Here is a 25,189-nt window from a genome sequence, read left to right as displayed (position 1 = left end):
TTTCACGCAGCAGATCCCGAGGAGTGGATCACAGCGCCCTTTCGGTGGTTCGGGTGCGGCATGCTGGCCGGATGGCGACGACGTACGGCAGCGCGGGGGATTCCGGCACCGGTCGCGACGCTGCGACCGCTCACGCATGGGCGGCCCTCGGCGGTCGGCCCGAACTCGTGACACGTGTGTCGTACGAGCAGGACGCCGGCGACGTGCTCCGAGCCCGTTTGCCTGTCCGGGACTTGGCCCGGACGGCGGTAGGCGCCTGCTCGCTGGCCGCGGCGGAGCTTTCGGCTGTACGAAGCGGCGCGGCCGACGTCGTGGACGCGGCGGACGTACCCCCGGTGCGCGTATCGGAGGGAGCCGTCGCCACCGCCTTCCACAGCGAACGGCTGCTGCGCGTCGACGGGCGCGCCCCGGCGAACTTCGCCCCCCTGTCCGGCTTCTGGCGCACCGCCGACAGCTGGGTGCGCACGCACGCCAACTACCCGCACCATCGCGCCCGCCTGCTCGCCGCATTGGACATCCCGGACGACGGAACCCGCGACGACGACGCCCTCGCCGAGATGCTGGCGGGCGAACTCGCGACGCGTACGGCATCCGATGTACAGGATCTGGTGTACGAAGCGGGCGGGCTCGCCGTCGCGCTGGCCCCGTCCCCCGCCCCGTCGGACGGACCGCCGCTGCCGCTCGTCGAGTCACACCGGGCCGGCGCTGCCGGGCAACGACGGCTCTCCCCCGCTTCGCTGCCGGCCGAAGGAGTACGGGTCCTGGACCTCACCCGCGTACTCGCCGGTCCGCTGGCCGCGCGGACGCTCGCGCTGCTCGGCGCGGACGTACTGCGCGTGGACCCGCCCCAGCTGCGTGAGGACGCCGACACCCACACCGACACGGGAATGGGCAAGCGTTCCGCCCTGCTCGACGTCGGGGAGCCCGGCGACCGCGAGGTCTTCGACGGGCTGCTGGCGTCCGCCGACGTCGTCCTGTGCGCGTACCGTCCCGGCGCCCTGGACCGCCTGGGCCTCGCCCAGGAGACGCTGCTGGAACGCCACCCCGGGCTGATCGTCGCCCAGCTCAACGCCTGGGGCTGGCAAGGACCATGGGCGGTGCGGCGCGGCTTCGACAGCCTCGTCCAGGTACGTACCGGCATCGCCTCGATCGAGGGTGAGGGCGAGGGGCAGGACATGGACGGCACCGCAGGCGGGCGGCCCGGCGTGCTGCCCGCGCAGGCACTGGATCACAGCACCGGTTACCTCGTGGCAGGCGGGGTACTGCGCGCCCTGACGGAGCGGCAGTACGACAGCCGAGGGCGCAGCTTGCGGTTCTCGCTGGCGGGTACCGCGTCCTGGCTGATGCACGGTCTGCGGCCCACCGTGCCCGCCGACGGCCGATACGACCCCCGACGCTGGATGACGACCTCCCTCTCACCGTACGGAATGCTCGACCATGCGCTGTCGCCGGTGCGGTACGAGGGCTCGCCGCGCGCTTGGAGCCGATCGGTGAGCAGGTGGGGTACGGACAGCCCCGTGTGGCGGTGAGGACCTGGTGCGTCGGTGGCGACCTCTGCACCAGGTCCTCCGCACGAGGTCTCCTGTACGGCGCACGCGGCCTTGTGTACGACGTCTCATGCGCGATGTCTCGTATGTGACATCCCGTATATGACGTCTCGTGTACGGCGCCTCACCGCAGCGGCGTCTCTCTCACGTTCGATGTCCCGTGTGAAGGACGTGCCGTCCCCTGTCCGACGCCGCTCCCCGACGTGCGATGCTGCACGTCGTTCGCATCCTGACCGAGAGATCTGCGAGGCCCCGAATGACGTCCGTGCCGCCGCGAGATGTTCCGGTGCCGGGGGAGAGGGGTTCCGGGAGCGCCGGGCCGGGGATGCCCGCCGTCGTGCCGCGCACCCTTCGCCCCGGGCCCCCCGCCGGCGGAGGTAGCCTCGTCCTTCCGCAACAAGGCGCTTCCGTATGGCAGTTGGCGATCTCCGGGTACGGGGTCACCGCAGGGGACCGGGAGCTGCTCGACGCCGCCGAACGCGCGCGACACGCCGCGTTCCGCAAGCCCGAGGACCGGGACCGCTACGCAGCGGCCCACGTCGGCCTTCGCCGCCTGCTCGGCGCGTACCTCGGGCAGGAGCCGTCCTCGGTTGTCATCGGCAGGGAACCCTGTCCCCTCTGCCCCGTTCCGGACCCGGACTCCGGCACCGGACCCGGGCCGGAACCGCATGGCCGCCCCTCCGCCCCCGGCTCCGGCCTCCACTTCTCGCTCTCCCACAGCGGTGACCTCGTCCTCTTCGCCTTCGGACCGACTCCGGTGGGCATCGACGTGGAACTCCTCGCCGACGTCCGCCAGGCCGACGAGATCTCCGCCGTCCTGCACCCGGGCGAGCGCGCCGAACTCGACGCACTGCGCACGGACGACGCCGCCCGGCTGGCCGCGTTCGGCCGCTGCTGGTGCCGCAAGGAGGCCTACCTCAAGGGCACGGGCACCGGTCTGGCCGTTCCCCTCGACGGCACCTACGTCGGCGCGGGCCTCCAACCCGGCCAGGTACCCGGCTGGCAGCTGACGGACCTGGCGGTACGGCCTGGCTACGCGGCCGCACTGGCCGTCGCTGACATTCCCCACGGTGGTTGCGCCGGCCGTCGCTGACGCCCCGCACTTCTGCCGTGCCCGGCGTCGCTGATGTCGCACACACCCGACCGCGATTGCAGGGTCCCGACGCTGTTTGCCGCCGCGCGATCGGGCAGGATCGTCAGCATGCTGAGTATCGGATCCGTGGTGATGGGCGTCTCGGACGTACCGCGTGCCGCCGCCTTCTGGACGGCCGCGCTGGGGTACGTACCGCGGGAGAAGACGAAGGACGACTGGGTGGTCCTCACACCTCCACAGGGCTCCTCAGGAGTGCAGTTGGCGCTGGGACTCAGTCGTACGCCGCTTCAGGAGCATCCGCGCGTCCACCTCGACCTCTACGCGGACGATGCCGCCGCGCAGACGGCCGAGTTCGAGCGGCTGGTGTCGCTGGGGGCGCGACGGGTCGACTGGGACGCCTACCCGGAGGACCCCGACTTCGTCGTCCTCGCCGACACCGAGGGCAACCTCTTCTGCGTCATCGACACCAGCCGGGGCTGAACCGCCGCCCGGCCCTACTTCCGTTCGCCGACGGATCCGTCGCCAGACGGGCGTGCAGGTGCTCGTCGTGGTGGCGGCCGTCGCCGAAGCGGTGGAGGCGCGGAGGGCCCCCTCGGGGAGGTAGCCGCAGCGGTGGCCCACCCGGCACGACTCCTCGTTCTCGACGGCGTGGGTGAGTTCGATGCGCCGGGCTCCTGCGGTACGGAAGGCCCACTCGATCACGGCGGCACGGTCCTGCGAAACGGCGAAGCCCACGACTCGGGCCGTTGCGTGCGGTCCGTCCTGCCCGTCGGCCGCCAGGATCGCCACCTCCTTCGCGCTCAGCGCCGCGGGCTTCACCCTCTTCTTCTGCCGCATCGGCGACCCAGCAGCTACCCAGCAGCCGTCCGGGTCCGTGGCGAGGAAGTGGCGCATCCGCTCTACCCACTGCGCCGGCTCCGCCGCCGAACGCGTTCTCCGTTCGGGCTCGTTGACTCTCCTGGCCGTACGGCCGCCGCCAGGAACGTGAGGACCGACGCCCGCTCCGCCGACGGGAGGTCGTCCTCCCGCATACGGCGCACCCGAACCCGTATGTCTTCCCGACCCTCCTGACCGTGATCCACCGTCCGCACGTACCCACGGCCCGTGCCCCGCGCCGCCTGTTTTTGTCCGTACCCTCGCCGCATGACGAGCAACGAACCCGCGACCGCCCCCGCCCCCTACGCTGTGGTCACCACGACCACCGACGCCGAGGGCAAGGCGCACGCCCTCGCCGCCCGCGCGGTCGACGAACGGCTGGCGGCCTGTGCGCAGGTGTATCCGGTGGCGTCGGTCTACCGTTGGGAGGGAGCGGTCGAGCGCGCGCAGGAGTGGCGAATCGACCTCAAGACGCGCGGAGAACTGGTGGCCGCACTGACCGCGCGCCTGGAGGAGTGGCACGACTACGACACCCCTGAGGTCGTCGCCGTGCCGGTGGTGGCGGGCAGTACGGCCTACCTGGACTGGGTGTCGGCGCAGACGGACAGCGGGACGGGGTCCTGAACCGGGCGTCCGGCCCGTGAAGGCGGGCTGGCGGCATACGGGCGCCGGCCTGCGATGGCCGGCCGGCGACCGCGAGCCGACAGTGCTGCCCGGCGCTTCCCCGGCCGCGCCCGACAGGCCGCGCCCGACAGGCCGCGCCCGACAGGCCGCGGCCCAGGGCCAACTCGTCCTACTGGGCGTCGTGTTGACGGCGGTAGTGGCGGGCCACCCGCGCGCGGTTGCCGCAGGAGGGCTTGCACCACTCCTGGCGGCCGTGGCGCTTGACGTAGTAGCGCACGCAGCGCGGTGCGGTGCAGGCGCGCAGGAGTTCGCGTTCGGGGCCGGTGAGGAAGGCTATGGCGGCACGCGCCAGGGCGGCGGTGAGTCGTACGAGCGGATCGTTGTCCGCTGCCGGGAGGAGATGGGTCACAGGCAACGCATCGTTGGACCAACGCAGTTGCGGGGCCGTCGGTTCGCGTGCGGCTGCCGCGTTGAGCCGGTCCAGGGCTTGCCGTACGGGAAGCAGGCGGCCGGCGTCGGCCGGGCTGGGCGGCCCGGGGCTCACCGCCCGCGCGAACAGTGCCCGTACGGCCTGGCGGAGCGCGACCAGTTCGCCGCGTGCGGTCTCGTCGACCCGAAGACGTCCGGCGTGCTCCGCCGGGAGACCGTTGCCCGCGAACAGCTCCGCCTGGGCGTCGAGCCAGCGCGCCGTACCCGCGACATCGCCCAGGTCGTCGGTCACCCCGCCGTTCCCGTCGTGACGGATCGTACTGGCCAGCTCCAGCGCCAAGTACCTCTGCATCGGACCCCCTTGCGTCGGCGTAAAGCTCCACACCCCTTGATCGCGTGGCTGTGCGTACTCTACGGTCCCTAACGGATCAACGGAGATATTCCATTAGGAAGCAGGGAGGCAGGCAGAGATGACCGCTGTGCTCGCACAGATCAGTGACCTCCACCTGGACGGCAGCCCGCGCGCCACCGAACGGGCCGTGCGGGTCATGAATCACCTGCGTGCGCTGCCGCGTCCCGTGGACGCCGTCCTGGTCACCGGCGACATAGCCGACCATGGCGACCTGGCCGAATACGAGGAGGCGGCCCGTATCCTCGACGCCCCCTTCCCGGTCCTGCCGTGCCCCGGCAACCACGACGTACGGGCGGCCTACCGCAAAGGCCTGCCGGTCGGCACCGACGGCGACGGGCTCGCCGACACCGACCCCAACGCCCCCGTCAACCGTCTTCATCGCATCGCCGGTGCCGCGATCCTCATGTGCGACTCGACCATCCCCGGCCGCGACGAGGGCCGCCTCGACGCCGCGACCCTGCGCTGGATCACCGACTCCCTCGGCGGTCTGCCGCGCGAGACCCCCGCACTCCTCGCCTTCCACCAGCCGCCCGTCGGCCTCCACCACCCGCTGCCCGACTCCTTTCGCCTCCAGCACCCCGAGGACCTGGCCGCCGTGCTCGCCGCGTACCCCCAGATCGTCGCCGTCCTCACCGGCCACGCACACACCGCCGCCGCGTCCACCTTCGCGGGCCGGCCGCTCCTCGTCGGCCCGGCCGTGACCTGGACGCTGCGCATGCCCTGGGAGGGCGAGGGGGCGGCCGACCGCGACCAGCCACCCGGTATCGCCTACCACGTCCTCGACGACGCCCACCGCCTGACGACCCACTTCCGCGTCGTGCTGTGAACCGAGAGCGCTGCCGCGCCACATGAGGGCGGTCGACCCGCGCGGCACGGCTTACGCCCCCCACCCCGCCCGAGACGCGGTCACACGGTGCACGGCTACACGGTTACGCCCATACGACGCAACCCCGTCGTTCCAGCTCGGCCACCTGCGGCTGAGCCGAGGCGAGGGGGTTCCAGCGCAGGTCGAGGCGCTCCAGAGCGGGCAGGTCGGCGACCCAGTGGGGAAGTCGGGTCAGACGGTTGCCGCGCATGTCGAGTTGTCGGAGAAGGGGAAGCCCTCTCAGGGACGCGGGGACGTCCGTGAACGCGTTCTCGCGCAGCTCCAGGTGACGCAGCTCCCTCAGGGCCGAGAAGGTGGCCGGGAGCGCGGTGAGGGCGTTGCCGCGCAGCCGGAGCTCGCGGAGGTGGTGCAGGTGGCCGACGGAGTCCGGCAGCGCGGTCAAGTCGGCGTACTGGACGTGGAGTTCCATGAGGGCCGACAGGCATCCGAGGAAGTGGGGGAGCGTGCCGAGCGGATTCTCTCCGGTGTTGAGATAGCGCAGGCGTGTCAGATTGCGCAGCGGGGCGGGGAGTTGGGTGAGCCGGTTGTCGTGCAGGTAGAGGCAGTCGGTGAGACCGGTGAGTTCGCCCAGAGCGTCGGGGAGGGTGGTGAGGGCGTTGTGGCCCAGGTCCAGGGTAATGAGAGAGCGCAGTCGGCCGATCCTGGGGGACAGTGTGGCGAGCCCGTTGTCGGCGAGGATCAGCGTGCGCAGGCCGGTCCGGTCCCACACGTCATCGGGGACCGTGCCCAGGTCGTGCCGCCACAGGTTCAGTACGTTGTCGTCCACGCTTGCTCCTCGTACGGGGGCCGGGCTCCTTCGTAGCAGCGAATCCGGGACATGCGGGCCCGGGCCTTCGCACCGAGGCGGCTGAGTACCAAAGACCTCCTCTGTCGAGTACCAAAGGCCCGTTCCGTGCGGTGGCGGGACGGTCACCATGGGATGGGTCCCCGACAGCGCGGTCGGGGCGGGCCGGACGTCGTCGCCGCGCACTCACAACGCATACGAAGCCGCCGCGGCGGTATCAGCCGTATCAGCCGCTCTACTGCCGTCCGTCCCCCCCGCCTCCCTGCTCGCCGACTCCGCACCTTGTCCTGCCGTCCGCCGCCCGTTCTCCCCTGTTCAGAGGCTCCGCTCATGCCTTCACGCTTTTCCGGCCCGCTGCTCGGCGGGCCGGGCGAGAGCACCCGCGTCTCCCGGCTGCGGCTGCTGCCCTGGCTGCTCTGGGCGGTCACGGTGGTCGTCGAGTTCGCGACGGGCAGCGACATCAGGCTCAGTCCCGTCCTGGCCGTGGTGCCGCCTCTGGTGGCGATCGCACACGGCTGGCGAACCGTCGTCGCGTCCGGCGTCCTCGCCTGGGGTACGCAGCTGGTGTTCGTATGGCTCGACCCCACGTCCAGCGCCGTGGGCTCGCTGACCCGGTTCGTCGCCATGACCGGCATCACGACGGCCGGCGCCATCGCCTCCGTGGCGCGCGAGCGCGGCGAGGAACGCATCCGGCACATGCGCTCCCTGGCCGGCGGCGTACAGCAGGCGGTGCTGCGGCCGATCCCGGCGCTGATCGGCGGCTACCGGGTGGCCGGCTTCTACCAGGCGGCCGAGTCCGACGCCCGGGTCGGCGGCGACTTCTACGAAGCGCTGGAGACACCGTTCGGGCTGCGTGTGGTCCTCGGCGACGTGAGCGGTAAGGGGCTGGCCGCGGTCGACGCGACCGTCACCCTGCTCGGCGCCTTCCGCGAGGCGGCGTACCGCGAAGAGAACCCGGAGGCCATCGCCCACTGGATGGACCTCGCTCTCTCCCGGCGGCAGGAGGCCACCGGCGACCGGCGTTTCGCGACCGCCCTCATCGTCCAGGCGGGGCCCGACGGGCTGCTGCGGCTGGTCAACTGCGGCCACGTACCGCCGTGGTACGTCGACGGGGACAGCGCCCACGAGCTGCGGCTCCCGTCCGGAGTCCTGCTCGGTCTCTTCGACCACTTCCTCACCGACCCCCTGCCCACCGTCTCGCGCACCCTCGCTCCCGGCTCCTCCCTCCTCCTCGTCACCGACGGGGTGACCGAGGCGCGCGACGACCGGCGTGAGTTCTTCGACCTCGGCGGCGCCCTCGGCGAGCAGGGCCTTGGCAGGAACCCGGTGGCGGTCAAGGACGCGGTCCTCACCGGCCTCGGCCACCACACCGGCGGCCGCCTCTGTGACGACGCGGCGGCCCTGGTGCTGGCACGGCCGGACGGGGGCGTGCAGGAGGTTGATGCCGTACGAGATGTCGTGCGCGATGTACGAGACACGTTGCACGAAGCACGGTGTACGGGACGTGAGATATGACGTACGAGATACGATGTGCCGTATATGCGACATCTGTGCCGCACGCCGCGTACGAGGCACCTGCCGCGTACACCGGACCCACCCCCACGTGCCAGTGACGAACAACCCGCGTCGCACCCCCTACCCGGCAGCAGACCCCCGCTCCACCGGCGTACGCCGCCGCGCGGCAGCCTCCTCGTACCGGTCCACAATCAGCCGCGCCACCGCCCCGTGCGCCCCCAGCGGTGCCGAGGTCACCGAGCCGGCGGCGTCCGCCGCGGCCGCCGCCCGGCGGGCGAAGAAGCCCGGCGTCATCAGGTAGCTCGCCACGGTCACGTCCCGGTGGCCCTCCGCGCGGAGCGCGGCCAGCGCGTCTGCCGGGGTGGGAGACCCCGCGCACAGGTACGACGCGACCGCCGGCCGGCCCAGCCGCTCACCCAGCAGGTCCGCCATCGCGACGGCAGCCCGCTGAGAGAGCGGATCCGTCGAGCCGGCGGACGCCAGCACCACGGGCCCGGACGACGGAGCCCCAGCCTCCGCCAGCCGGTCCGCGAGCGCCGAGGCGAGCAGTGGGTCCGGGCCCAGCGCGCGCGCCACCCGGGCCTCGACCTGCGGCGCCGCCGCCAGCATTTCCGGGATGTCGACCCGGTGTGAAAGCCCGTGCCCAGTAGCAGCGGTACGAGAACGACCTCCCCCGACAGCTCCGCGAGCACGTCCGCGAGGCTGGGGCGCGCCACGTCGACGTACGCCAGTACCACGCGCAGTCCGGGCCGCAGCTCCCGCACCCGGCCGAGAAGTGCCTCGGTGGTGGCCGTGCCCGAAGGATCACGCGTCCCGTGGGCGACGGCGAGCAACGGCGGCGATCCGGCGCCGCACCGCTCGGCGGCCCGGGCCCGCTGTCCCGCCCGGAGTTCCGTCCGTCCCGCTCCGTGCCTCACTCCGGGTCCACCGCCAGCCGGTAGCCCCGCTTGGTGACCGTACGGATCAGGGCGGAGTACGGCCCGAGGGCCGCCCGCAGCCGGCCCACCGCCGCCTCCACCGCGTGCTCGTCCGCCGGACGCGGCGCAGCGGCGGCAGCGGAAGCGGCGCCAGTGACAGGAACGGAGCCGGACGCGGAGTCCGGCGCGGTGGAGGGAGCGGGGGGCTGAGCAGCGGCGGCAGCGGGGATGTCCGTGGGCCACGCCCGCCGCAGGAGTTCGGCACGGTTCAGGACGGTGCCGGGGCGTTCGGCCAGCGCGCGGAGGATCGCGGCGGGCAGCGGTGTCAGGTGCACCGTGCCTGAGGTACCGGATACGACCGCGCCCTGCAGGAGCAGCCGGCCGCCGTCGAAGGCGAACTCCTGCCGGTGCCGGGCGGGCAGCTCCTGGTCGAGCGTACGGACGAGGGCACCCAGCCGTCCCCGCTCCGGCCACACGCACGGCACGCCCTCCGCGAGCAGCGGCCGTGCGCAGACCGGACCGATGCAGGCCGCCAGCACGTCCGTACGCAGCGCGTCCAGGACCTGCTCCCGGCGGCCGATCTCCTCCGCCGTCGCCAGGAACGCCTCGATCGCCGGTGCGCTCGTGAACGGCAGCGCGTGCACTTCGCCCCGTACCGTCGACTCCACCAGCCGCCGCACGGCGTCCGGGTCCACCGCCGGCCCCCACCGGTACACCGGCACCTCAACGACCTCCGCACCGCGCTCCCGGAGAGCGGCGGTGAAGTCCGGCAGCGGCGCCCCGTGCTCCTGGATCGCGATCCGTCTGCCGTCCAACTCCTGTTCCAGGAGCCACTCCAGCATCTCGTCGACCGCCTCCGAAGCGGGCGCGTAACTCTCCCGCAGCCCGGACGCCCGGATCGCGCCGGTCGCCTTCGGACCCCGGCTGATCACTGTCGCCGCACGGCACGCGTCGACGAGCCGCGCCCCCGTCCCCCAGCCCTCGGCCGCGCTGATCCAGCCGCGCCAGCCGACGCCGGTCGTCGCGATCACATAGTCCAGGGGGCGGGTCAGGCACGCCTCGGTAGCCTCCCGCACGACGCTGTCGTCGTCGATCGGCACGATGCGCAGGGCGGGCGCGGAAACGATCTTCGCGCCGCGCCGGCGCAGGAGGGCTTCGAGTTCGTCCCGGCGGCGGTCGGCGGTCACTCCCACCGTCAGTCCGGCCAGTGAGCCCTCCGGCGGAACGGGGGTGGCGGGCATCGCTGTTGTCATGAACCGACAGTGGACGAAGCGTGTTAAGCCCCTGTTGCCGAAGTGTCTCCTGGGGGTTAGCCCTGCGCTACGGGCATGTGTCCTGCATCTCGCACACTGACCTGCGGAAAGTGAGTCGTCTGTACCGTCCGCGCAACGTGCGGGATGCGGGGGCGTAACGGCGCGCGGGCACGGTGGGGCCCATGAACGCGACCACGACGGCCACCCCCGGTGCACCCGTCGACACCCCGGTGGACACCCACTGTCCGTACTGCTCGTTGCAGTGCGGGATGCGGCTGCGCCCCACCGGGGACACCGCCGGCCTCCCGGTGGAGATCGTCGAGCGGCCCCGGTTCCCCGTCAACAAAGGGGCCCTGTGCGGAAAGGGCCACAACGCGGCCGCCGTGCTGGCCGCCGGCGTCCGGCTCACCACCCCTCTCGTACGGGACGAGAAGGGCGGCCCGCTGCGGGAGGCCGGCTGGGACGAGGCCCTGGACCGGGCCGCGGCCGCGTTCACCACGGCGGGCGTACGGTACGGGCGCGACGCGGTCGGTGTGTTCGGCGGCGGGGGGCTGACGAACGAGAAGGCGTACCTGCTCGGCAAGTTCGCCCGCGTCGCCCTGCGTACCTCGCGCATCGACTACAACGGGCGCTTCTGCATGTCGTCGGCGGCAGCCGCACACAAGGCCGCTTTCGGCCTCGACCGGGGTCTGCCGTTCCCCCTGGCGGACGTGGCGCGCACCGGCTGTGTCCTGCTCGTCGGCTCCAACCTCGCCGACACGATGCCGCCCGCCGTCCGGTACCTGCGCGAGATGCAGGAGGGAGGCGGCAAGCTGATCGTCGTCGACCCGCGCCGCACCCGCACCGCCGACCTCGCCGACCTCCACCTGGCCGCAGCACCCGGTACGGACTTGGCGCTCGCGCTCGGGCTGCTGCACCTGGTGATCGCGGGCGGTCACGTCGACGAGGAGTTCGTGGCCTCCCGTACGACGGGATACGGGGCGGCCCGCGAAGCGGCCATGGCGCACTGGCCCGAGCGGGTCGAAGCCCTCACCGGAGTCCCCGTCGCCCAGCTCCGCCGGGCGGTCGAGCTGTTCGTGGGCGCGGGCAGTGGGATGGTACTGACGGCGCGGGGGCCCGAGCAGCAGTCCAAGGGCGTCGACACGGTCGGCGCGTGGATCAACCTGTGCCTGGCCACCGGCCGGGCCGGACGCCCGCTGTCCGGCTACGGCTGCCTGACCGGGCAGGGAAACGGGCAGGGCGGACGCGAGCACGGCCAGAAGGCGGACCAACTCCCCGGCTACCGGTCGATAACCGACCCCGAGGCGCGTCAACACGTAGCCGCCGTGTGGGGCGTTGACGCCGAAGACCTGCCGGGGCCGGGTGTCTCCGCGTACGAACTCCTCGACACACTCGGCACGGAAGACGGCGTCCGCGCCCTGTTCCTCATGGGTTCCAACCCGGTCGTCTCCGCCCCCCGCGCCCGCCATGTCACCGAGCGGCTGTGTGCCCTCGACGCCCTCGTGGTCTGCGACGTGGTCCTCTCCGAGACCGCCGCGCTCGCCGACGTCGTCCTGCCGTCGGCGCAGTGGGCGGAGGAGACCGGCACCATGACGAACCTGGAGGGCCGCGTCATCCTGCGCCAGGCCGCGATCCGGCCCCCCGGCCAGGTCCGCACCGATCTGCACATCATGCACGAACTCGCCGCCCGCCTCGGCCGCGAAAAGGGGTTTCCATACGACCCGGAGGAGGTGTTCGCCGAGCTGCGCGAGGCGTCCGCAGGCGGCCAGGCCGACTACTCCGGCATCAGCTACGAGCGGATACGCGCGGAGGACGGCGTCTTCTGGCCCTGCCCCGCCACAGGGGAGGACCACGCCGCCCGCCCCGCGATGTCGGCCCCCGACGCCCCTCGGCCCAGCATCCCCCACCCCGGCACCCCCCGCCTCTTCCTCGACGCGTTCGCCACCCCCGACGGCCGTGCCCGCTTCGCCGACGTCTCGCACCGTCCCGCCGCCGAGGAACCGGACGCCGACTACCCCCTGTACCTCACCACCGGCCGCGTCCTCGCCCAGTACCAGAGCGGCGCCCAGACGCGTCGGACGCCGGCGCTCAACGGTGCCGCCCCCGGCCCGTTCGTCGAACTGCACCCCCGCCTCGCGGACCGGATCGGCGTCCGCGACGGAGAACTGGTCGTCGTGACGAGCCGACGCGGACGGGCGAGCGCCCCCGCGAAGGTCACCAGCACGATCCGCCCGGACACCGTGTTCATGCCGTTCCACTGGGCGGGCGAGGGCCGCGCGAACACCCTCACCAACCCGGCCCTGGACCCGACCTCGCGCATGCCGGAGTTCAAGGTGTGCGCGGTGCGAGTGGAGAAGACGTCATGACCGTACGCACCCGAGTGGCCGTCGTCGGCGCGGGCATGGCCGCCGCCCGGCTCGCCCGCCAGACTCTCTCCCCACTCCTCCCCGGCACGCTCGACTTGACGCTGTACGGGCACGAGCCGCATGCCCCTTATAACCGTGCCCTCCTCGCGGGAGTGCTCGACGGCCGCTACGTCCCCGAGGCCCTCGCCCTCCCGACCGGCGGAGCCACCGTCCGCACCGGCACCGAGGTCGTCGCCGTCGACACCGGCGCCCGCACGCTGCGCACCGACCTCGGCGAGAGCGTCCCCTACGACACGCTGGTCCTGGCCACCGGCGCGAACCCGGTACTGCCACCGATCCGGGGGCTGCACGCGACGGACGGACACGGATCTCCCGGGCGCGAGCTCAAGGACGGCGTGCACGCCTTCCGCACCCTCGCCGACTGCGTCCGCCTCGCCGAAGCCGCCCGCCACACCCGACGCGCCGTCGTCGTCGGCGGCGGCGTCCTCGGAGTGAGCGCCGCCCGGTCCCTCGCCGCCCTCGGCATTCCCGTCGAGGTCGTACATCAGGCACCACATCTGATGGAGCGCCATCTCGACGACGAGGCCGGAGCCACCGTACGACGCGCCCTCGAAGGCATGGGAGCCGCCGTCTACACCGGAAACCGGGCCCGCGCCATCGAAGGGGACACCGCCGTCACCGGCGTCCGGCTTGCCAACGGCCACGTACTCGACTGCGACCTCGTCGTCCTGGCCTGCGGGGTCCGCCCCCGCACCGGACTCGCCCGCGCCGCCGGGATCGAGGTGCGCCGCGGCATCGTCGTCGACGACACCCTCGCCACCTCAGCACCCGGCGTGTACGCGATCGGCGACTGCACCGAGCACCGTGGCGCCGTCCACGGACTCACCGGACCCGGCTGGGCGCAGGCCGACGTGCTCGCCGCCCGGCTCTCCGGGACCGACCCCGACGCCACGTACACCGGAGTGCACGGAGTGGCCCGGCTCACCGCCGGCGCCCTCGAAGTCGCCGCCTTCGGCGAGGTCGCCGACACCGACGGGGACGCCCTGCGGCTCGCCGACGGCACCCGCGGCGCGTACGGCTCGTACAAGAAGCTCGTGATGCGCGGCGACCGGCTGGTCGGCGCGATCCTCGTCGGCGACCTCGCCGCCGTGGGCGAACTCACCCGCACCTACGAGAGGGGCGAGCCGCTGCCGTCCCGCCCCCTCGACCTGTTCTCCCCCCTTGAAGGAGCAGTCCTGTGACGGAGACCCCGAAGACCCCGCGGAACCTGGTCCTCGTCGGCCACGGCATGGTCGGTCAGCGCTTCCTCGAAGCGTTCGCCGAGCGGGGCGGCTGCGGACCCGCTGGCGACTGGCACGTCACCGTCCTCGCCGAGGAGCCGCGCCCCGCCTACGACCGGGTCCACCTCACCTCCTGGTTCTCCGGCACCACCGCCGATGAACTCTCCATGTGGGACGACGAGTTCGGTGTACAGCACGGCATCGACCTGCGGCTCGGCGACCCGGCGGAGAAGATCGACCGCGCGGCGCGCACGGTCACCGCCCGCTCCGGGCAGGTCTTCCCCTACGACGCACTCGTGCTCGCCACCGGCTCGTACCCCTTCGTACCGCCGGTGCCCGGCCACGACGCGGCGGGCTGCTTCGTCTACCGGACCATCGAGGACCTGGAGGCCATCCGTGCCGCCGCCGACAACGCCCGCATCGGCGCGGTCGTCGGCGGCGGCCTCCTCGGCCTCGAAGCCGCGGGCGCACTGCGCGCGATGGGCCTCGACACCCACGTGGTCGAATTCGCACCGCGCCTGATGGCCCTTCAGGTGGACGAGGGGGGCGGCGCCGTACTCCGGGACAAGATCCAGGAGCTGGGCGTCACCGTGCACACCGGGGCGGGCACCCAGACCGTCGAGACCGACGCCGACGGCGCGGTCCGTGGCATGGTGCTCTCCAACGGGGCGACCGTCGACGCCGACCTCGTCGTCTTCTCCGCCGGTGTACGCCCCCGCGACCAACTCGCCCGCGAGTGCGGCCTCCCGGTCGGGGAACGCGGCGGCATCGTCGTCGATGCCTCCTGCCGGACCGAGGACCCCGCCGTCTGGGCGATCGGCGAATGCGCGCTCGCCTGCGACGGCCGGGTGTACGGACTGGTCGCCCCCGGCTACGCGATGGCGGAGACCGCGGCCACCCAAATCACCGTGGCTGAGGGCGAGTTCACCGGAGCGGACCTCTCCACCAAACTCAAGCTGCTCGGCGTCGACGTCGCCAGTTTCGGTGACGCGCAGGGCACCACCGAAGGCTCCCTCGAAGTGCTGTACGCCAACAGCCGTGAAGGCGTCTACAAGAAGCTCGTCATCGGCACCGACGGCGCACTCCTCGGCGGTGTCCTCGTCGGCGACACCGACTCCTACGATCTGCTGCGCCCCCTCGCCCTCAACGGCGCGCCCCTCACGGCCCCGCCCGAGCAACTCGTCCTCCCCTCCTCGATCGGCGCGGCGCCCGGCCCCATCGCCCTCCCCGACGAGGCGGTCGTCTGTTCCTGCCACAACGTCACGAAGGGAGCCATCCGTTCGGCCGTCGCCGACCAGGGCTGCGCGGATGTCCCGGCCGTCAAGAAGTGCACCCGCGCCGGCACCGGCTGCGGCTCGTGCGTCAAACTCCTCGGAACCCTGGTCGGCGAAGAACTCGCCGCGCAGGGCGTCGAGGTCAGCCGGGGCCTGTGCGAGCACTTCACCCACACCCGGGCCGAGATCTACGAGATCGTCCGCGTCAAGGGCATCACCACCTTCGCGCAACTCATCGACGAGCACGGCCGGTCGGGCACCGGGGCGGAAGGCTGCGAAGTCTGCAAGCCCGTCGTCGGTTCCGTCCTCGCCTCCCTCAGCCCCGCACTCGGCGACGCCGTCTCCGGGCACATCCTGGACGGCGAACAGGCAGCCCTCCAGGACACCAACGACCACTTCCTCGCCAACCTCCAGCGCAACGGCTCCTACTCCGTCGTGCCCCGCATCCCCGGCGGCGAAGTCACCCCCGACGGCCTCATCACCATCGGCGAGATCGCCCGCGACTTCGGCCTCTACACGAAGATCACCGGCGGACAGCGCATCGACATGTTCGGTGCCTCCGTCGACCAGCTCCCGGCCATCTGGAAGCGTCTGGTCGACGCCGGATTCGAGTCCGGCCACGCGTACGGCAAGTCCCTGCGCACGGTCAAGTCCTGCGTGGGCCAGACCTGGTGCCGCTACGGAGTCCAGGACTCCGTCGCCCTCGCCATCGAGCTCGAACTGCGCTACCGCGGCCTGCGCGCCCCGCACAAGCTCAAGTCGGCCGTCAGCGGCTGCGCCCGGGAATGCGCCGAGGCGCAGAGCAAGGACTTCGGCATCATCGCCACCTCCGCCGGCTGGAACCTCTACGTCGGCGGCAACGGTGGCATGACCCCCCGCCACGCCGATCTCCTCCTCGTCGACGCCGACCGCGACGCCCTCCTGCGCACCATCGACCGTTTCCTGATGTTCTACGTCCGCACCGCCGACCGGCTGGAACGCACCGCCCCCTGGATCGAGCGCATGGAGGGCGGCCTCGACCACCTGCGCGCCGTCATCGTCGACGACTCCCTGGGAATCTGCGACGAACTCGACGAACTGATGAGCCGTCACGTGGACTCCTACGAGGACGAATGGCGCGCCACCCTGGAGGACCCGGACCGGCTGAGCCGCTTCGTCTCCTTCGTCAACGCCCCCGGCACCCCGGACCCCACCATCCGCTTCGTCCCCGAGCGCGAACAGATCCGCCCCGCCGACCCCGAGGCCCACGACACCTCCGACGCCTCGGCGCAGACCTTCGTCGCGGGCCCGTCCCTGGAAGTGAGGACCCTCGTATGACCACGGCAGTGATGAACACGAAAGACACCGCCGGAGAGACGACAGTCGTCGAGGTGTCGGTGGGGGAACGCTGGTTCACCGTGTGCGCGTACGACGCGCTCGTTCCCGGCCGGGGCGTCGCCGCCCTCGTCGACGGCCGCCAGATCGCCCTCTACCGGGACCGCACGGGCGCCGTCCACGCCGTCGGCAACCGCGACCCCTTCAGTGGCGCGCACGTCATCTCGCGCGGCCTCCTCGGCAGCCGCGACGGCGTCCCCGTCGTCCTGTCCCCGATGTACAAGCAGGCCTTCGACCTGCGCACCGGCGCCTGCCTCGACGAGGAGGAGGCACCCGACGGCACACCGGCAGCGCTGCCGGTATGGCCCGTCCGTACCACCAACGCTCCTGTCGGATCAGCAAGTTAGGCGGCCATGACCACCTCGGTACGCACCCCGCAACCCTCTCAGGCCCCTCCCGGGGGACGTCCGGTCATCGAGGAGTGGAGGCCGGAGGACCCCGCCTTCTGGGCCGCCACCGGCGCGAAGGTCGCCCGCCGCAACCTCGTCTTCTCCGTGCTCTCCGAACACATCGGCTTCTCGGTGTGGAGCCTGTGGTCGGTTCTCGTCCTCTTCCTGGGCCCGGAGTACGGCATCGACCCGGCCGGGAAATTCGTCCTCACCGCCGTACCCACCCTGCTCGGCGCGGCCCTCCGCATCCCGTACACCTTCGCCGTGGCGATCTTCGGCGGCCGCAACTGGACCGTGATCAGCGCCCTCGCGCTCCTGCTCCCGGCCCTGCTCACCGCCTATGTCCTGGAACCCGGTGTCTCATATACGACACTGCTGTGCGTGGCGGCGGTCGCGGGCATCGGCGGCGGCAACTTCGCCTCCTCCATGGCCAACATCAACGCCTTCTACCCTCAGCACCTCAAGGGCCGCGCCCTGGGCATCAACGCCGGCGGCGGCAACCTCGGAGTACCCGCGGTCCAACTCCTCGGTCTGCTGGTACTCGCCACGGCGGGCGCGGCCCACCCCCGCCTGGTCCCGCTGATCTACGTCCCCCTCATCGTGCTCGCGGCCGTCGCCGCTGCCCTGCGCATGGACAACCTGCCCGTGCTGCGCAACGACCGGGGCGCCCTGCGCGAAGCAGCCCGCGAGCCGCACACCTGGGTGATGTCACTGCTGTACATCGGCACCTTCGGCTCGTTCATCGGCTTCGGCTTCGCGTTCGGCCAGGTGCTGCTCGTGCAGTTCGAGGCCGACTTCCCGACGGCGGTCAGCGCCGCGTACCTCACCTTCCTCGGCCCCCTGCTCGGGTCGCTGATCCGACCGGTGGGCGGGGCGATGGCGGACCGGTGGGGCGGGGCCAAAGTCACCTTCTGGAACTTCGTGGCGATGGCGGCGGGTGCACTGCTGGTGCTGATCGCCTCGCGCGAGGGCTCGCTGCCGTTGTTCCTGACCGGATTCGTGGCGCTGTTCGTGTTCAGCGGGATCGGCAACGGCTCCACGTACAAGATGATCCCCGGCATCTTCCACGCCAAGGCGGCACGCGAAACGGCGGCGGGAACGGACCCGGCCGAAGCCGAGAGCCGCTCCCGCCGCCGGGCGAGCGCCGTGATCGGCATCGCGGGTGCGGTCGGGGGGCTGGGCGGGGTACTGGTGAACATCGCGTTCCGTCAGTCCTTCCTCACCGAGGGGACGGGAGACGCGGCATACCTGGCATTCCTGGCCTACTACGTGCTGTGCCTGGCGATCACCTGGGGGGTCTACCTCAGGCGGCGCGCCTGAGTCCTGCGCACAGTGCAGGGCATACGGCGCATTGTGTACGACGCATGGCATACGAAGCACTGCGTATGCAGCACTGCGAATGAAGCGCTGTGCTTGAAGGACCACGTACGGAGTCCCGGGGCGGTCGGACACATGCCGGCCCGACCGCCCCGACGACTTCTACTCGGCCTGCTTGCGGAGGTCACGGTGCTTCACGCCCGTGCAGCCTCCTGCTCCTGCTCCAGCTGCTTCTTGCGGTTCCTGCGCAGTTTCGCCGGCCACTTCTTCGTGTCGCGCGGCTCCACGTACGGCTCGGTCTCCGCCGGAAGCCCTCCGCTGATCGCACGTTGCCGGGCCAGCTCCGCGTCGAACTCCAGCCCCAGCAGCACCGCCAGATTCGACAGCCACAACCACACCAGGAAGATGATCACACCGGCAAGAGTCCCGTAGGTCTTGTTGTACGAGCCGAAGTTCGCGACGTACAGCGCGAAACCGGCGGACGCGACCAGCCAGAGCACCACGGCCAGCACGCTCCCCGGGCTCACCCAGCGGAACCCACGGCCGCGGACGTTCGGCGCCGACCAGAACAGCAGCGCGATCATGAGCACTACCAGCAACAGCAGCACCGGCCACTTGGCGATCGACCAGACCGTTACCGCCTCCTCGCCGAGCCCGACCGTCTTGCCGACCCACTCGGCCACGGAGCCGGTGAGGACCACGATGAGAGCGCTGAGCGCCAGCATGATCATCAAGACCACGGTGAGTCCCACCCGCAGCGGAGTCACCTTCCACACCGGTCGACCTTCCGGCATGTCGTAGATGGCATTCGATGTACGAATGAACCCACCGACATAACCGGACGCCGACCACACCGCCGCCAGCAGACCGACGATCGCGATGACACCGCTCGTCCCTCCGCTGTTCTGGAGCTGCTGCACGGCCTGCATGATGATGTCCCGCACCGCGCCGGGCGCGAGCTTCTGGACGTTGTCCAGCACCGTCTTCGTCGCCGACTCGCCCATCACGCCCAGCAGCGACACGAGCACCAGCATCGCCGGGAAGAGCGAGAGCACGCCGTAATAGGTCAGCGAGGCTGCACGGTCCGGCAGTTCGTCGTCCAAGAACTCCTTGCCGGTACGCCGCAGGACTGCCCACCAGGAGTGCTTGGGCAGATCAGTGGGCGCATCGGGCTCCGCGTCGGGATCGCGCGCCGTGTCCGGCGCGGGCGTCGCATGCGCCTCGGGCGTCCTATCCGGCTCGGGGGACGGCCTCGGCACGCGCGGGGCGCCAGCGTCGGTCCGTGCATCCGGATCGTCCGATACGTTCCCTTTGTTGCGCTCGTGCGCCTTGTCGTTGTCCGTCATGTCGGTGCGGGTACCCCGCAGTCCGGGAGAAACCCAGGGGTAAGGGAAGCCGCCGCATCCCGCGAAGAGCGAGGGCCTGACGGGCAGCCTCTCTGCCGCTGCGGCGCCACACGAGCCCCTCACCCGGCTTGCGCCGCGCAGCCCCCTTTGTCCCTCCGGTCGTCGTCTATGGCGCAAGGGTTGTCAGCGTCGGCCCGCACGGTTCGTCCGACCCCGACCACCCCGGAGAGGAGGCGCCTGTCGTACGTCGACGCTCATCGAGCCCGTCGTTTGAACGTTTCAGGAGAGCTGTATAAGGCTATTGGCTTAGGCCAATCTCGTTCCGCAGTGCGTGCCGCCCCGTGGAGACCTGTCCTTCGTGCAGCTGAAGGGGAAAGGTATGTGTGACTGGTTGACGCCGCCGCCGGAGCGCATCTAGCCTCCCCTGACGACCTGGATGAATCCTTTCAGTTCGCGCTGATTCCTATTCGGAGAGGCCGGTTACCGCTGTGCAGCGTGTCTGCTTCCTGCTCAAGGTCCGCCACGACCGCCTCGACGAGTACCGCGCCCGGCACGCGTCCGTCTGGCCCGACATGCTCGACGCGCTTACCGCCGCGGGATGGCACAACTACTCGCTCTTCCTCCGCGTAGACGGCCTGCTGGTCGGGTACTTGGAAACCCCGGACTTCGCCGCCGCCCAGGCCTCCATGGCCTCCACCGAGGTCAATGCCCGTTGGCAGAAGTCGATGGCCGGCTTCTTCGAGCAACTCGACGGCCAGAACCCGGACGAAGCGATGACCCCGCTGAGCGAGGTCTTTCACCTCGCCTGACCGTTCCCGCTTCCCTGTACTCCGCTACTCATGGCCTCGGTTGCCCATACTCAAGGAGCACACGTGAGATCCCGCCCCGCCCTCGCAGCAACCCTCGCGGCGGCTGCCTGCCTCGCCGCCACCCCTGCGGTGGCGGTCCCTATGCGTGGCAACCACTCCCACGGCCTGGATCACTGCACCACCGCTGTTGCTGCTACGGACGCATCCGCCCCAGTGAACGATGCAGCCACACCAGCAAACGCAGGTGTAGCCCCCACCCTCTGCCACTTCGACGTCGCCCCCGGCGCCTACGACGTCACCGTGACCCTCGGCGGCGCCGAAGCGGCCAGCACCTCCGTCCAGGTCGAGAGCCGGCGCGCGGTGCTCCGCGAAACCGCGACCGCCTCGGGTGCCACCGTCCGCCGAACCTTCACCGTGGACGTCCGCACGCCGGAAGGTGAGCCGACCGGCCCCGGCGGAAATCCCGGCCTCGACCTCACCTTCGGCGGTTCCGCCCCGGCACTGTCCTCGATCCAAGTACGCCCGGCAGCCCACGCCCGTCAGTTACTTCTTCTCGGCGACTCGACGGTTTGCGATCAGCCCGGTGAGCCGTACTCGGGCTGGGGGCAGCAGCTCCCGCAGTACCTGAAGCGCGGGATTTCGGTGGCCAACTACGCTGATTCCGGCGAGAGTTCGGTGACGTACCGGGAAAACCCCGCACTCTTCCCCACCGTGCGGCAGAGAATCCGCCGTGGCGATCTCGCCCTGATCCAGCTCGCCCACAATGACAAGCAGACCGACGCGGTCACCTACCGGGCGAACCTCACCGCGCTCGTCGAGGGCGTACGCGCACGAGGTGGCAAGCCCGTCCTGGTCACCCCCATCGTCCGCCGCTGGTTCAATGCCGACGGCACCCTCAACAACGACACCGCCCTGCTCGTCAACGGCCTCGGCGTCGACCACCCGGCCGAGATCCGCGCGTTGGCCACCACGCTGAGCGCGCCGCTCATCGACCTGACCGCCCTGACGAAGGCACGCGTGGAGCGACTCGGCCCGGAGGCGTCCAAGTCCCTCTACCTCACCGCCGAGAAACGGGACAACACGCACACCTCGGTGCGCGGCGCGACCGAGTACGCGCAGCTCGTCCTGGACGAGCTGCGCACCCAGCGACTGCTTCCGAACCGGGTGATCCGCTGAGATGTGGATCAGGACGTGGGCTGCGTCGGAATGCGACGGTACATAAGGCGTGACGCACGACGTCTCATGCACCGTGTATGAGGCAACGCGCGCGAGATACGGTGCACGCCGCACGGCGTGCGCCACACCTCGTACGACCTGGTCAGCCGGCGGGTCGCTGCGTGCGGCAATACGCAGGGACTCGATTCCGTACGGCCACCACGTCGGCATTCAGTACGGCCACCACGTCGGCTCGGTGCAGAAGTGCCCGCCCAGCCGCGCGTGCGCCGGGTTCTCGTCCGACAACTCGCCCTGCTCGGCGATGAGCTTCGCGGCGTACGGCTCCGAGTCGTCCTGTGGCAGGTAGCCCAGCGCCCGCGCCTCGGAAAGATCCCACCAGTTGCGGGTGTTGGCGGACGAGCCGTACACGATCGAGTGCTGCACGCCGTCAGCGGTGAGTGCGGCGTGCAGCAGCCGGGCGCAGTCGGCCGGGCTCAGCCACAGCGACAGCATCCGTACCGAGGTGGGTTCCGCAAAGCACGAGCCGATGCGCACGGAGACGGTCTCCAGGCCGTGCAGGTCCCAGTACAGCTGTGCCAGGTCCTCGCCGAAACACTTGGACAGCCCGTAGAAGGTGTCCGGGCGATGCGGTGTGCCGACGGGTATCAGCGCGTCCTGGGGGAGTGGCGCCGTGATGCCGCGTGGGCGCGGGGTGAAGCCCACCGCGTGGTTGCTCGAGGCGGCGACGATGCGCGGAACGCCGGCCTCGCGGGCGGCTTCGTACAGGTGGTAGGTGCCCTCGATGTTGGCGCGCACGATCCTTTCGAACGTGGCTTCCTGCGAGATGCCCGCGAGGTGGACGATCGCGTCCACGCCCCGAACCGCCTCGCGGACCGCGTCCCCGTCCGCGAGGTCGGCGACGATCGCGTCCGGCTCGCCGGGGACGGGCCGCAGGTCGAGGAGCCGCAGCCGGTACCCGTACGCGGGCAGCAGGTCCCGCATCAGCGTGCCGAGACCTCCGGCGGCACCAGTGAGCAGGACGGTGCGGAGGACGGGCATGAGCGGATACTCCTTGCGCTGGGCGTTGCGGCGGGGTCGGATGGGAGCTGACGGTAGAGAGCGCTTTCTACTCCCGTCAAGTGGTGAAGCACCCGACAACAGCTCCAGTGATATGGCGGATCGATGCGAACCGCCCCTTGTGAAAGGACCCGTCGACCCACATGCGAACAGCCGTCTTCCTTTACCCCTGGGACGTCGTCGGCGACCCCGACGCCGCAGCCCGCATCGCGGACCTGGGCGTCCGCCAGGTGACGCTCGCCGCCGCCTACCACTCCACCCGCGCCCTCACTCCGCGCCACCCGCGCCACCGGATCGTGACCGCCGACCATGCCGCCGTGCTCTACGAACCGGACGCCACCCGCTGGTCGGGCCGCCCGCTGCGGCCGTACCCCGCGGGTGCGTGGGCCCCCGGCGACACCTACGCCGAAGCCGCCGACGCCCTGCAACGCGCCGGCATCGACGTGCACAGCTGGGTGGTCCTGGCGCACAACTCACGTCTGGGTACGGAAAACCCCGACATCGTCGTACGCAACGCCTACGGTGACCGGTATCCGTGGGCCCCGTGCATCGCCCGTCCGGAAGTCCAGGAGTATCTGGCCGCTCTGGCGGCCGAAGCAGCGGTGCGGCCCGGCGCGCGGGGAACCGAGCTGGAGTCCTGCGGCTGGTACGGACTGGCTCATCTGCACGCCCACGACAAAACCGGAGGCGTCGCCCTGGGGGACGCCGCCCAGTACCTGATGTCCCTCTGCTTCTGTACGACGTGCCGTACCGGATACACCGAACACGGTGCGGATCCCGATGTGCTGGCCTCTGCCGTGCGGCAATGCCTGAAACCGCTCTGGTCCGCGGGCGGCGGCACATCCGCCTCCGGATGGCCCGCCGTGGTGGAGCTTCTCGGGACCGGCCTCGCCGCCGCCACCCTCGGCTGGCGCACCGGGACGGCCCGCGTCCTCCAGGAGCTGGTACTCGGTGCCGTACGCGCTGCCGCGGCCCCCGGGTTCCAGGTGCTGCTGCACGCCGACCCCGCCCCGTATCGCAGTGGTGCCAACCCGGGCGTCGACCCGGCGCACCTGCTCTCCATCGCCGACGGCGCTGTGCTGCCCTGCAGTGGCGGGGGCGCTGAAACGGTACTTCCGCCGTTCGTTCCCCATCGCGAACAAGGTTCCGTCATCGCCGCCAACTTCTCCGTGGTCGCCGGGATGGGTGGCAGTCCGGACACGCTCGTTGCCGACGCCCGACGCGCACAGACCCTTGGTGCCAACGAACTCCGCCTGTATCACGCGGGCTTGGCCTCCGATGCGGACCTGCGGGCCGTCAGGGAGTCTCTTCGCGTCCTGATCTGATGGGTCTGGAAACTCGCACCCGCGGGTTTTGTCGCAGCCGTTGACGAAACCGGTGTGCCGACCTAGCTTCAGGCGTCGTACTTCATACGTCATATATGAGACGCGATACATGAGATATGAGAGCAGCTCGCATGGCCATTGCCCCGAGTCCCTTCCCCTCCCGCACCCAGTACGTCCTGGAGGCGATCAAGCACGAGATCCTCGCCGGTCGTCTCCAGCCGGGCCGCCCTCTTGTCGAGGCCGAACTCGCCGCCCAGTTCGGGGTCTCCAAGACCCCCGTCCGGGAAGCACTCAAGACCCTCGCCGGGTCAGGGCTCGTCGTCATGAGCCAGTACAAGGGTGCGACCGTGCGCGCCGTCGACGCCGAGATGGCACACGACGTGTACGACGTGCGACTCCTGCTCGAACCCGAGGCGCTGCGCCGCAGCATCGAAGGAAAAATGCCGATCACGGGGGCGGAAAAGGCCCTGGCGCGAGCCGAACACGCCGCCGACGAAGCCGAACGCTCCCTCGCCAACCGGGACTTCCACCGCGAGCTCTACGTGCACTGCGGCAACCCACTGCTCATCAGCATGCTGGACGACGTCCGTGAACAGGCCGCCCTCGTGTCCACCGTCGCCTGGAGCACGAACCCCTCCTGGCAGAAGGAGGCCGACGAGCACGCCGCCATCCTGCGACTCGTACGCGCAGGGCAGGCCGGGCCGGCGGTCGAGCGTCTGCGCGAGCACATCGCGTCGTTCGTGCACCGCGCTTTTCCGACGGAGGGGTCTCCGGTCCCGCCGGTCCCGGTGGTACCTGCCGACCCCATTCCAGCGGACCCCATGGGCCCCATGGCCACGAAGGTGACGGAGGCCGACCTGGAGTCCCTCAAGGTCATGGAGGAGATGGACGCAGGGCACCCGGATGACCCGGGCACACCGTGAACGCCCTCCGAAGCTCCGCTCCCGGAGCCGATACAGCAGCCGCAGCGGCGACCGCCGCCACTTCCGACATGGCTGCCACACACGACACGGCGGTCGCTCCTGACACGGCCGCCCCTACCGTCATGGCGGTCACTTCCGTCATGGCGGCCACCTCGGCCCCGCCTCTCGCAACCGCGGCTCCCTCAGCTCCCGCTCCTGCCGACCCGTCCGACACCACC

The 25,189-nt window shown here is 71.1% G+C and carries 20 protein-coding genes and 2 pseudogenes; 15 read left to right on the top strand and 7 right to left on the bottom strand.

Annotation, left to right across the window (positions count from 1 at the left end; all coding sequences use genetic code 11):
- Positions 1-71 precede the first annotated feature (71 nt).
- From HNQ79_RS27095 to cutA, 4 genes are all read left to right on the top strand, one after another.
- Positions 72-1,529 (top strand): CoA transferase, encoded by a 1,458-nt coding sequence (locus HNQ79_RS27095; protein WP_185035488.1) that lies wholly within the window; start codon positions 72-74, stop codon positions 1,527-1,529.
- Between the two features lie 436 nt (positions 1,530-1,965).
- The gene (locus tag HNQ79_RS27090; protein WP_229923442.1) at positions 1,966-2,640 is read left to right on the top strand and encodes a 4'-phosphopantetheinyl transferase family protein; all 675 of its coding nucleotides are present in this window, start codon (positions 1,966-1,968) and stop codon (positions 2,638-2,640) included.
- A gap of 108 nt (positions 2,641-2,748) precedes the next feature.
- A complete protein-coding gene (locus HNQ79_RS27085) occupies positions 2,749-3,120 on the top strand; it encodes a VOC family protein (protein WP_185035486.1) in 372 nt (123 codons plus the stop codon).
- A 663-nt stretch (positions 3,121-3,783) separates the two neighbouring features.
- Positions 3,784-4,140, top strand: coding sequence for a divalent-cation tolerance protein CutA (gene cutA / locus HNQ79_RS27080; RefSeq protein ID WP_185035485.1), 357 nt, complete (start codon positions 3,784-3,786; stop codon positions 4,138-4,140).
- A 169-nt stretch (positions 4,141-4,309) separates the two neighbouring features.
- Here cutA and HNQ79_RS27075 read toward each other — a convergent pair whose 3' ends face one another.
- A complete protein-coding gene (locus HNQ79_RS27075; protein ID WP_185035484.1) occupies positions 4,310-4,921 on the bottom strand; it encodes a CGNR zinc finger domain-containing protein in 612 nt (203 codons plus the stop codon).
- Between the two features lie 118 nt (positions 4,922-5,039).
- On the opposite strand from HNQ79_RS27075, the gene HNQ79_RS27070 reads away from it, so the two are divergent.
- Positions 5,040-5,807, top strand: a complete 768-nt coding sequence (locus HNQ79_RS27070) for a metallophosphoesterase (protein WP_185035483.1) — start codon at positions 5,040-5,042, stop codon at positions 5,805-5,807.
- A 103-nt stretch (positions 5,808-5,910) separates the two neighbouring features.
- Here HNQ79_RS27070 and HNQ79_RS27065 read toward each other — a convergent pair whose 3' ends face one another.
- Positions 5,911-6,633 carry a leucine-rich repeat domain-containing protein gene (locus tag HNQ79_RS27065; protein ID WP_229923441.1) on the bottom strand — a complete coding sequence of 241 codons (723 nt, stop codon included), beginning with the start codon at positions 6,631-6,633 and terminating at the stop codon, positions 5,911-5,913.
- 348 nt (positions 6,634-6,981) lie between these two features.
- Between HNQ79_RS27065 and HNQ79_RS27060 the strand changes: the two genes are divergently transcribed.
- Entirely contained in the window at positions 6,982-8,166 is a 1,185-nt protein-coding gene (locus tag HNQ79_RS27060) for a PP2C family protein-serine/threonine phosphatase (RefSeq protein WP_185035482.1), read from the top strand.
- A gap of 120 nt (positions 8,167-8,286) precedes the next feature.
- Here the strand turns inward: HNQ79_RS27060 and HNQ79_RS27055 are convergent, their stop codons facing one another.
- The 3 genes and pseudogenes from HNQ79_RS27055 to HNQ79_RS27050 form a co-directional block, all read right to left on the bottom strand.
- Positions 8,287-8,775 (bottom strand): sirohydrochlorin chelatase, encoded by a 489-nt coding sequence (locus tag HNQ79_RS27055; RefSeq protein WP_229923440.1) that lies wholly within the window; start codon positions 8,773-8,775, stop codon positions 8,287-8,289.
- 74 nt (positions 8,776-8,849) lie between these two features.
- Positions 8,850-9,083, bottom strand: a pseudogene (locus HNQ79_RS35005) (sirohydrochlorin chelatase); the annotation flags it as partial.
- On the bottom strand, positions 9,080-10,336 hold the full coding sequence (locus tag HNQ79_RS27050; RefSeq protein WP_185035481.1) for a uroporphyrinogen-III synthase: 1,257 nt from the start codon (positions 10,334-10,336) through the stop codon (positions 9,080-9,082). The gene HNQ79_RS27050 and the pseudogene HNQ79_RS35005, both read right to left, overlap by 4 nt.
- Before the next feature lie 182 nt (positions 10,337-10,518).
- Here HNQ79_RS27050 and HNQ79_RS27045 point away from each other — a divergent pair, with 182 nt between their 5' ends.
- Genes HNQ79_RS27045 through HNQ79_RS27025 form a run of 5 tightly spaced genes read left to right on the top strand, consistent with a single transcriptional unit; the run spans position 10,519 to position 18,339 of the window.
- The gene (locus tag HNQ79_RS27045; protein WP_185035480.1) at positions 10,519-12,702 is read left to right on the top strand and encodes a molybdopterin oxidoreductase family protein; all 2,184 of its coding nucleotides are present in this window, start codon (positions 10,519-10,521) and stop codon (positions 12,700-12,702) included.
- Entirely contained in the window at positions 12,699-13,943 is a 1,245-nt protein-coding gene (locus tag HNQ79_RS27040) for an NAD(P)/FAD-dependent oxidoreductase (protein ID WP_185035479.1), read from the top strand. The genes HNQ79_RS27045 and HNQ79_RS27040 overlap by 4 nt, the downstream gene beginning before the upstream one ends.
- A 47-nt stretch (positions 13,944-13,990) precedes the next feature.
- Positions 13,991-16,573 (top strand): nitrite reductase large subunit NirB, encoded by a 2,583-nt coding sequence (nirB, locus tag HNQ79_RS27035; protein ID WP_185035527.1) that lies wholly within the window; start codon positions 13,991-13,993, stop codon positions 16,571-16,573.
- The gene (nirD, locus tag HNQ79_RS27030; protein WP_185035478.1) at positions 16,570-16,977 is read left to right on the top strand and encodes a nitrite reductase small subunit NirD; all 408 of its coding nucleotides are present in this window, start codon (positions 16,570-16,572) and stop codon (positions 16,975-16,977) included. The genes nirB and nirD overlap by 4 nt, the downstream gene beginning before the upstream one ends.
- 6 nt (positions 16,978-16,983) lie before the next feature.
- Positions 16,984-18,339, top strand: coding sequence for a nitrate/nitrite transporter (locus HNQ79_RS27025; protein ID WP_185035477.1), 1,356 nt, complete (start codon positions 16,984-16,986; stop codon positions 18,337-18,339).
- Between the two features lie 191 nt (positions 18,340-18,530).
- On the opposite strand, the gene HNQ79_RS27020 is transcribed toward HNQ79_RS27025, so the two are convergent.
- Positions 18,531-19,682 (bottom strand): YihY/virulence factor BrkB family protein, encoded by a 1,152-nt coding sequence (locus HNQ79_RS27020; RefSeq protein WP_185035476.1) that lies wholly within the window; start codon positions 19,680-19,682, stop codon positions 18,531-18,533.
- Positions 19,683-20,170: 488 nt separating this feature from the next.
- Between HNQ79_RS27020 and HNQ79_RS27015 the strand changes: the two genes are divergently transcribed.
- Both HNQ79_RS27015 and HNQ79_RS27010 read left to right on the top strand, forming a co-directional pair.
- Positions 20,171-20,491, top strand: a complete 321-nt coding sequence (locus HNQ79_RS27015; protein WP_185035475.1) for an L-rhamnose mutarotase — start codon at positions 20,171-20,173, stop codon at positions 20,489-20,491.
- 63 nt (positions 20,492-20,554) lie between these two features.
- Positions 20,555-21,667: a rhamnogalacturonan acetylesterase gene (locus HNQ79_RS27010; protein WP_229923439.1), complete on the top strand. Its 1,113-nt coding sequence runs from the start codon at positions 20,555-20,557 to the stop codon at positions 21,665-21,667.
- Positions 21,668-21,877: 210 nt separating this feature from the next.
- Here HNQ79_RS27010 and HNQ79_RS27005 read toward each other — a convergent pair whose 3' ends face one another.
- Positions 21,878-22,705, bottom strand: coding sequence for an NAD-dependent epimerase/dehydratase family protein (locus tag HNQ79_RS27005; RefSeq protein WP_185035473.1), 828 nt, complete (start codon positions 22,703-22,705; stop codon positions 21,878-21,880).
- 161 nt (positions 22,706-22,866) lie between these two features.
- Between HNQ79_RS27005 and HNQ79_RS27000 the strand changes: the two genes are divergently transcribed.
- Together HNQ79_RS27000 and HNQ79_RS26995 are read left to right on the top strand one after the other, a co-directional pair.
- Positions 22,867-24,048, top strand: a complete 1,182-nt coding sequence (locus HNQ79_RS27000) for a hypothetical protein (RefSeq protein WP_185035472.1) — start codon at positions 22,867-22,869, stop codon at positions 24,046-24,048.
- A 131-nt stretch (positions 24,049-24,179) separates the two neighbouring features.
- A pseudogene (locus tag HNQ79_RS26995) lies at positions 24,180-24,812 on the top strand (GntR family transcriptional regulator); the annotation flags it as partial.
- Positions 24,813-25,189: the final 377 nt, after the last annotated feature.

Origin of the sequence: Streptomyces candidus (assembly GCF_014207445.1) — a bacterium.
GTDB lineage: Bacteria > Actinomycetota > Actinomycetes > Streptomycetales > Streptomycetaceae > Streptomyces > Streptomyces candidus.
Note: the sequence above shows the minus strand (reverse complement) of the source record. Positions and strands in the feature narration are given on the sequence as shown.

Coding starts and splice junctions, on each gene's coding strand:
- HNQ79_RS27085 (WP_185035486.1), top strand. CDS start 2,749: ATGCTGAGTATCGGATCCGTGGTGATGGGCGTCTCGGACGTACCGCGT.
- HNQ79_RS27045 (WP_185035480.1), top strand. CDS start 10,519: ATGAACGCGACCACGACGGCCACCCCCGGTGCACCCGTCGACACCCCG.
- HNQ79_RS27025 (WP_185035477.1), top strand. CDS start 16,984: ATGACCACCTCGGTACGCACCCCGCAACCCTCTCAGGCCCCTCCCGGG.
- HNQ79_RS27005 (WP_185035473.1), bottom strand. CDS start 22,705: ATGCCCGTCCTCCGCACCGTCCTGCTCACTGGTGCCGCCGGAGGTCTC.
- HNQ79_RS27075 (WP_185035484.1), bottom strand. CDS start 4,921: ATGCAGAGGTACTTGGCGCTGGAGCTGGCCAGTACGATCCGTCACGAC.
- HNQ79_RS27060 (WP_185035482.1), top strand. CDS start 6,982: ATGCCTTCACGCTTTTCCGGCCCGCTGCTCGGCGGGCCGGGCGAGAGC.
- HNQ79_RS27070 (WP_185035483.1), top strand. CDS start 5,040: ATGACCGCTGTGCTCGCACAGATCAGTGACCTCCACCTGGACGGCAGC.
- HNQ79_RS27000 (WP_185035472.1), top strand. CDS start 22,867: ATGCGAACAGCCGTCTTCCTTTACCCCTGGGACGTCGTCGGCGACCCC.
- HNQ79_RS27095 (WP_185035488.1), top strand. CDS start 72: ATGGCGACGACGTACGGCAGCGCGGGGGATTCCGGCACCGGTCGCGAC.
- nirD (WP_185035478.1), top strand. CDS start 16,570: ATGACCACGGCAGTGATGAACACGAAAGACACCGCCGGAGAGACGACA.
- HNQ79_RS27020 (WP_185035476.1), bottom strand. CDS start 19,682: ATGACGGACAACGACAAGGCGCACGAGCGCAACAAAGGGAACGTATCG.
- HNQ79_RS27040 (WP_185035479.1), top strand. CDS start 12,699: ATGACCGTACGCACCCGAGTGGCCGTCGTCGGCGCGGGCATGGCCGCC.
- HNQ79_RS27055 (WP_229923440.1), bottom strand. CDS start 8,775: ATGCTGGCGGCGGCGCCGCAGGTCGAGGCCCGGGTGGCGCGCGCGCTG.
- nirB (WP_185035527.1), top strand. CDS start 13,991: ATGGTCGGTCAGCGCTTCCTCGAAGCGTTCGCCGAGCGGGGCGGCTGC.
- cutA (WP_185035485.1), top strand. CDS start 3,784: ATGACGAGCAACGAACCCGCGACCGCCCCCGCCCCCTACGCTGTGGTC.
- HNQ79_RS27050 (WP_185035481.1), bottom strand. CDS start 10,336: ATGACAACAGCGATGCCCGCCACCCCCGTTCCGCCGGAGGGCTCACTG.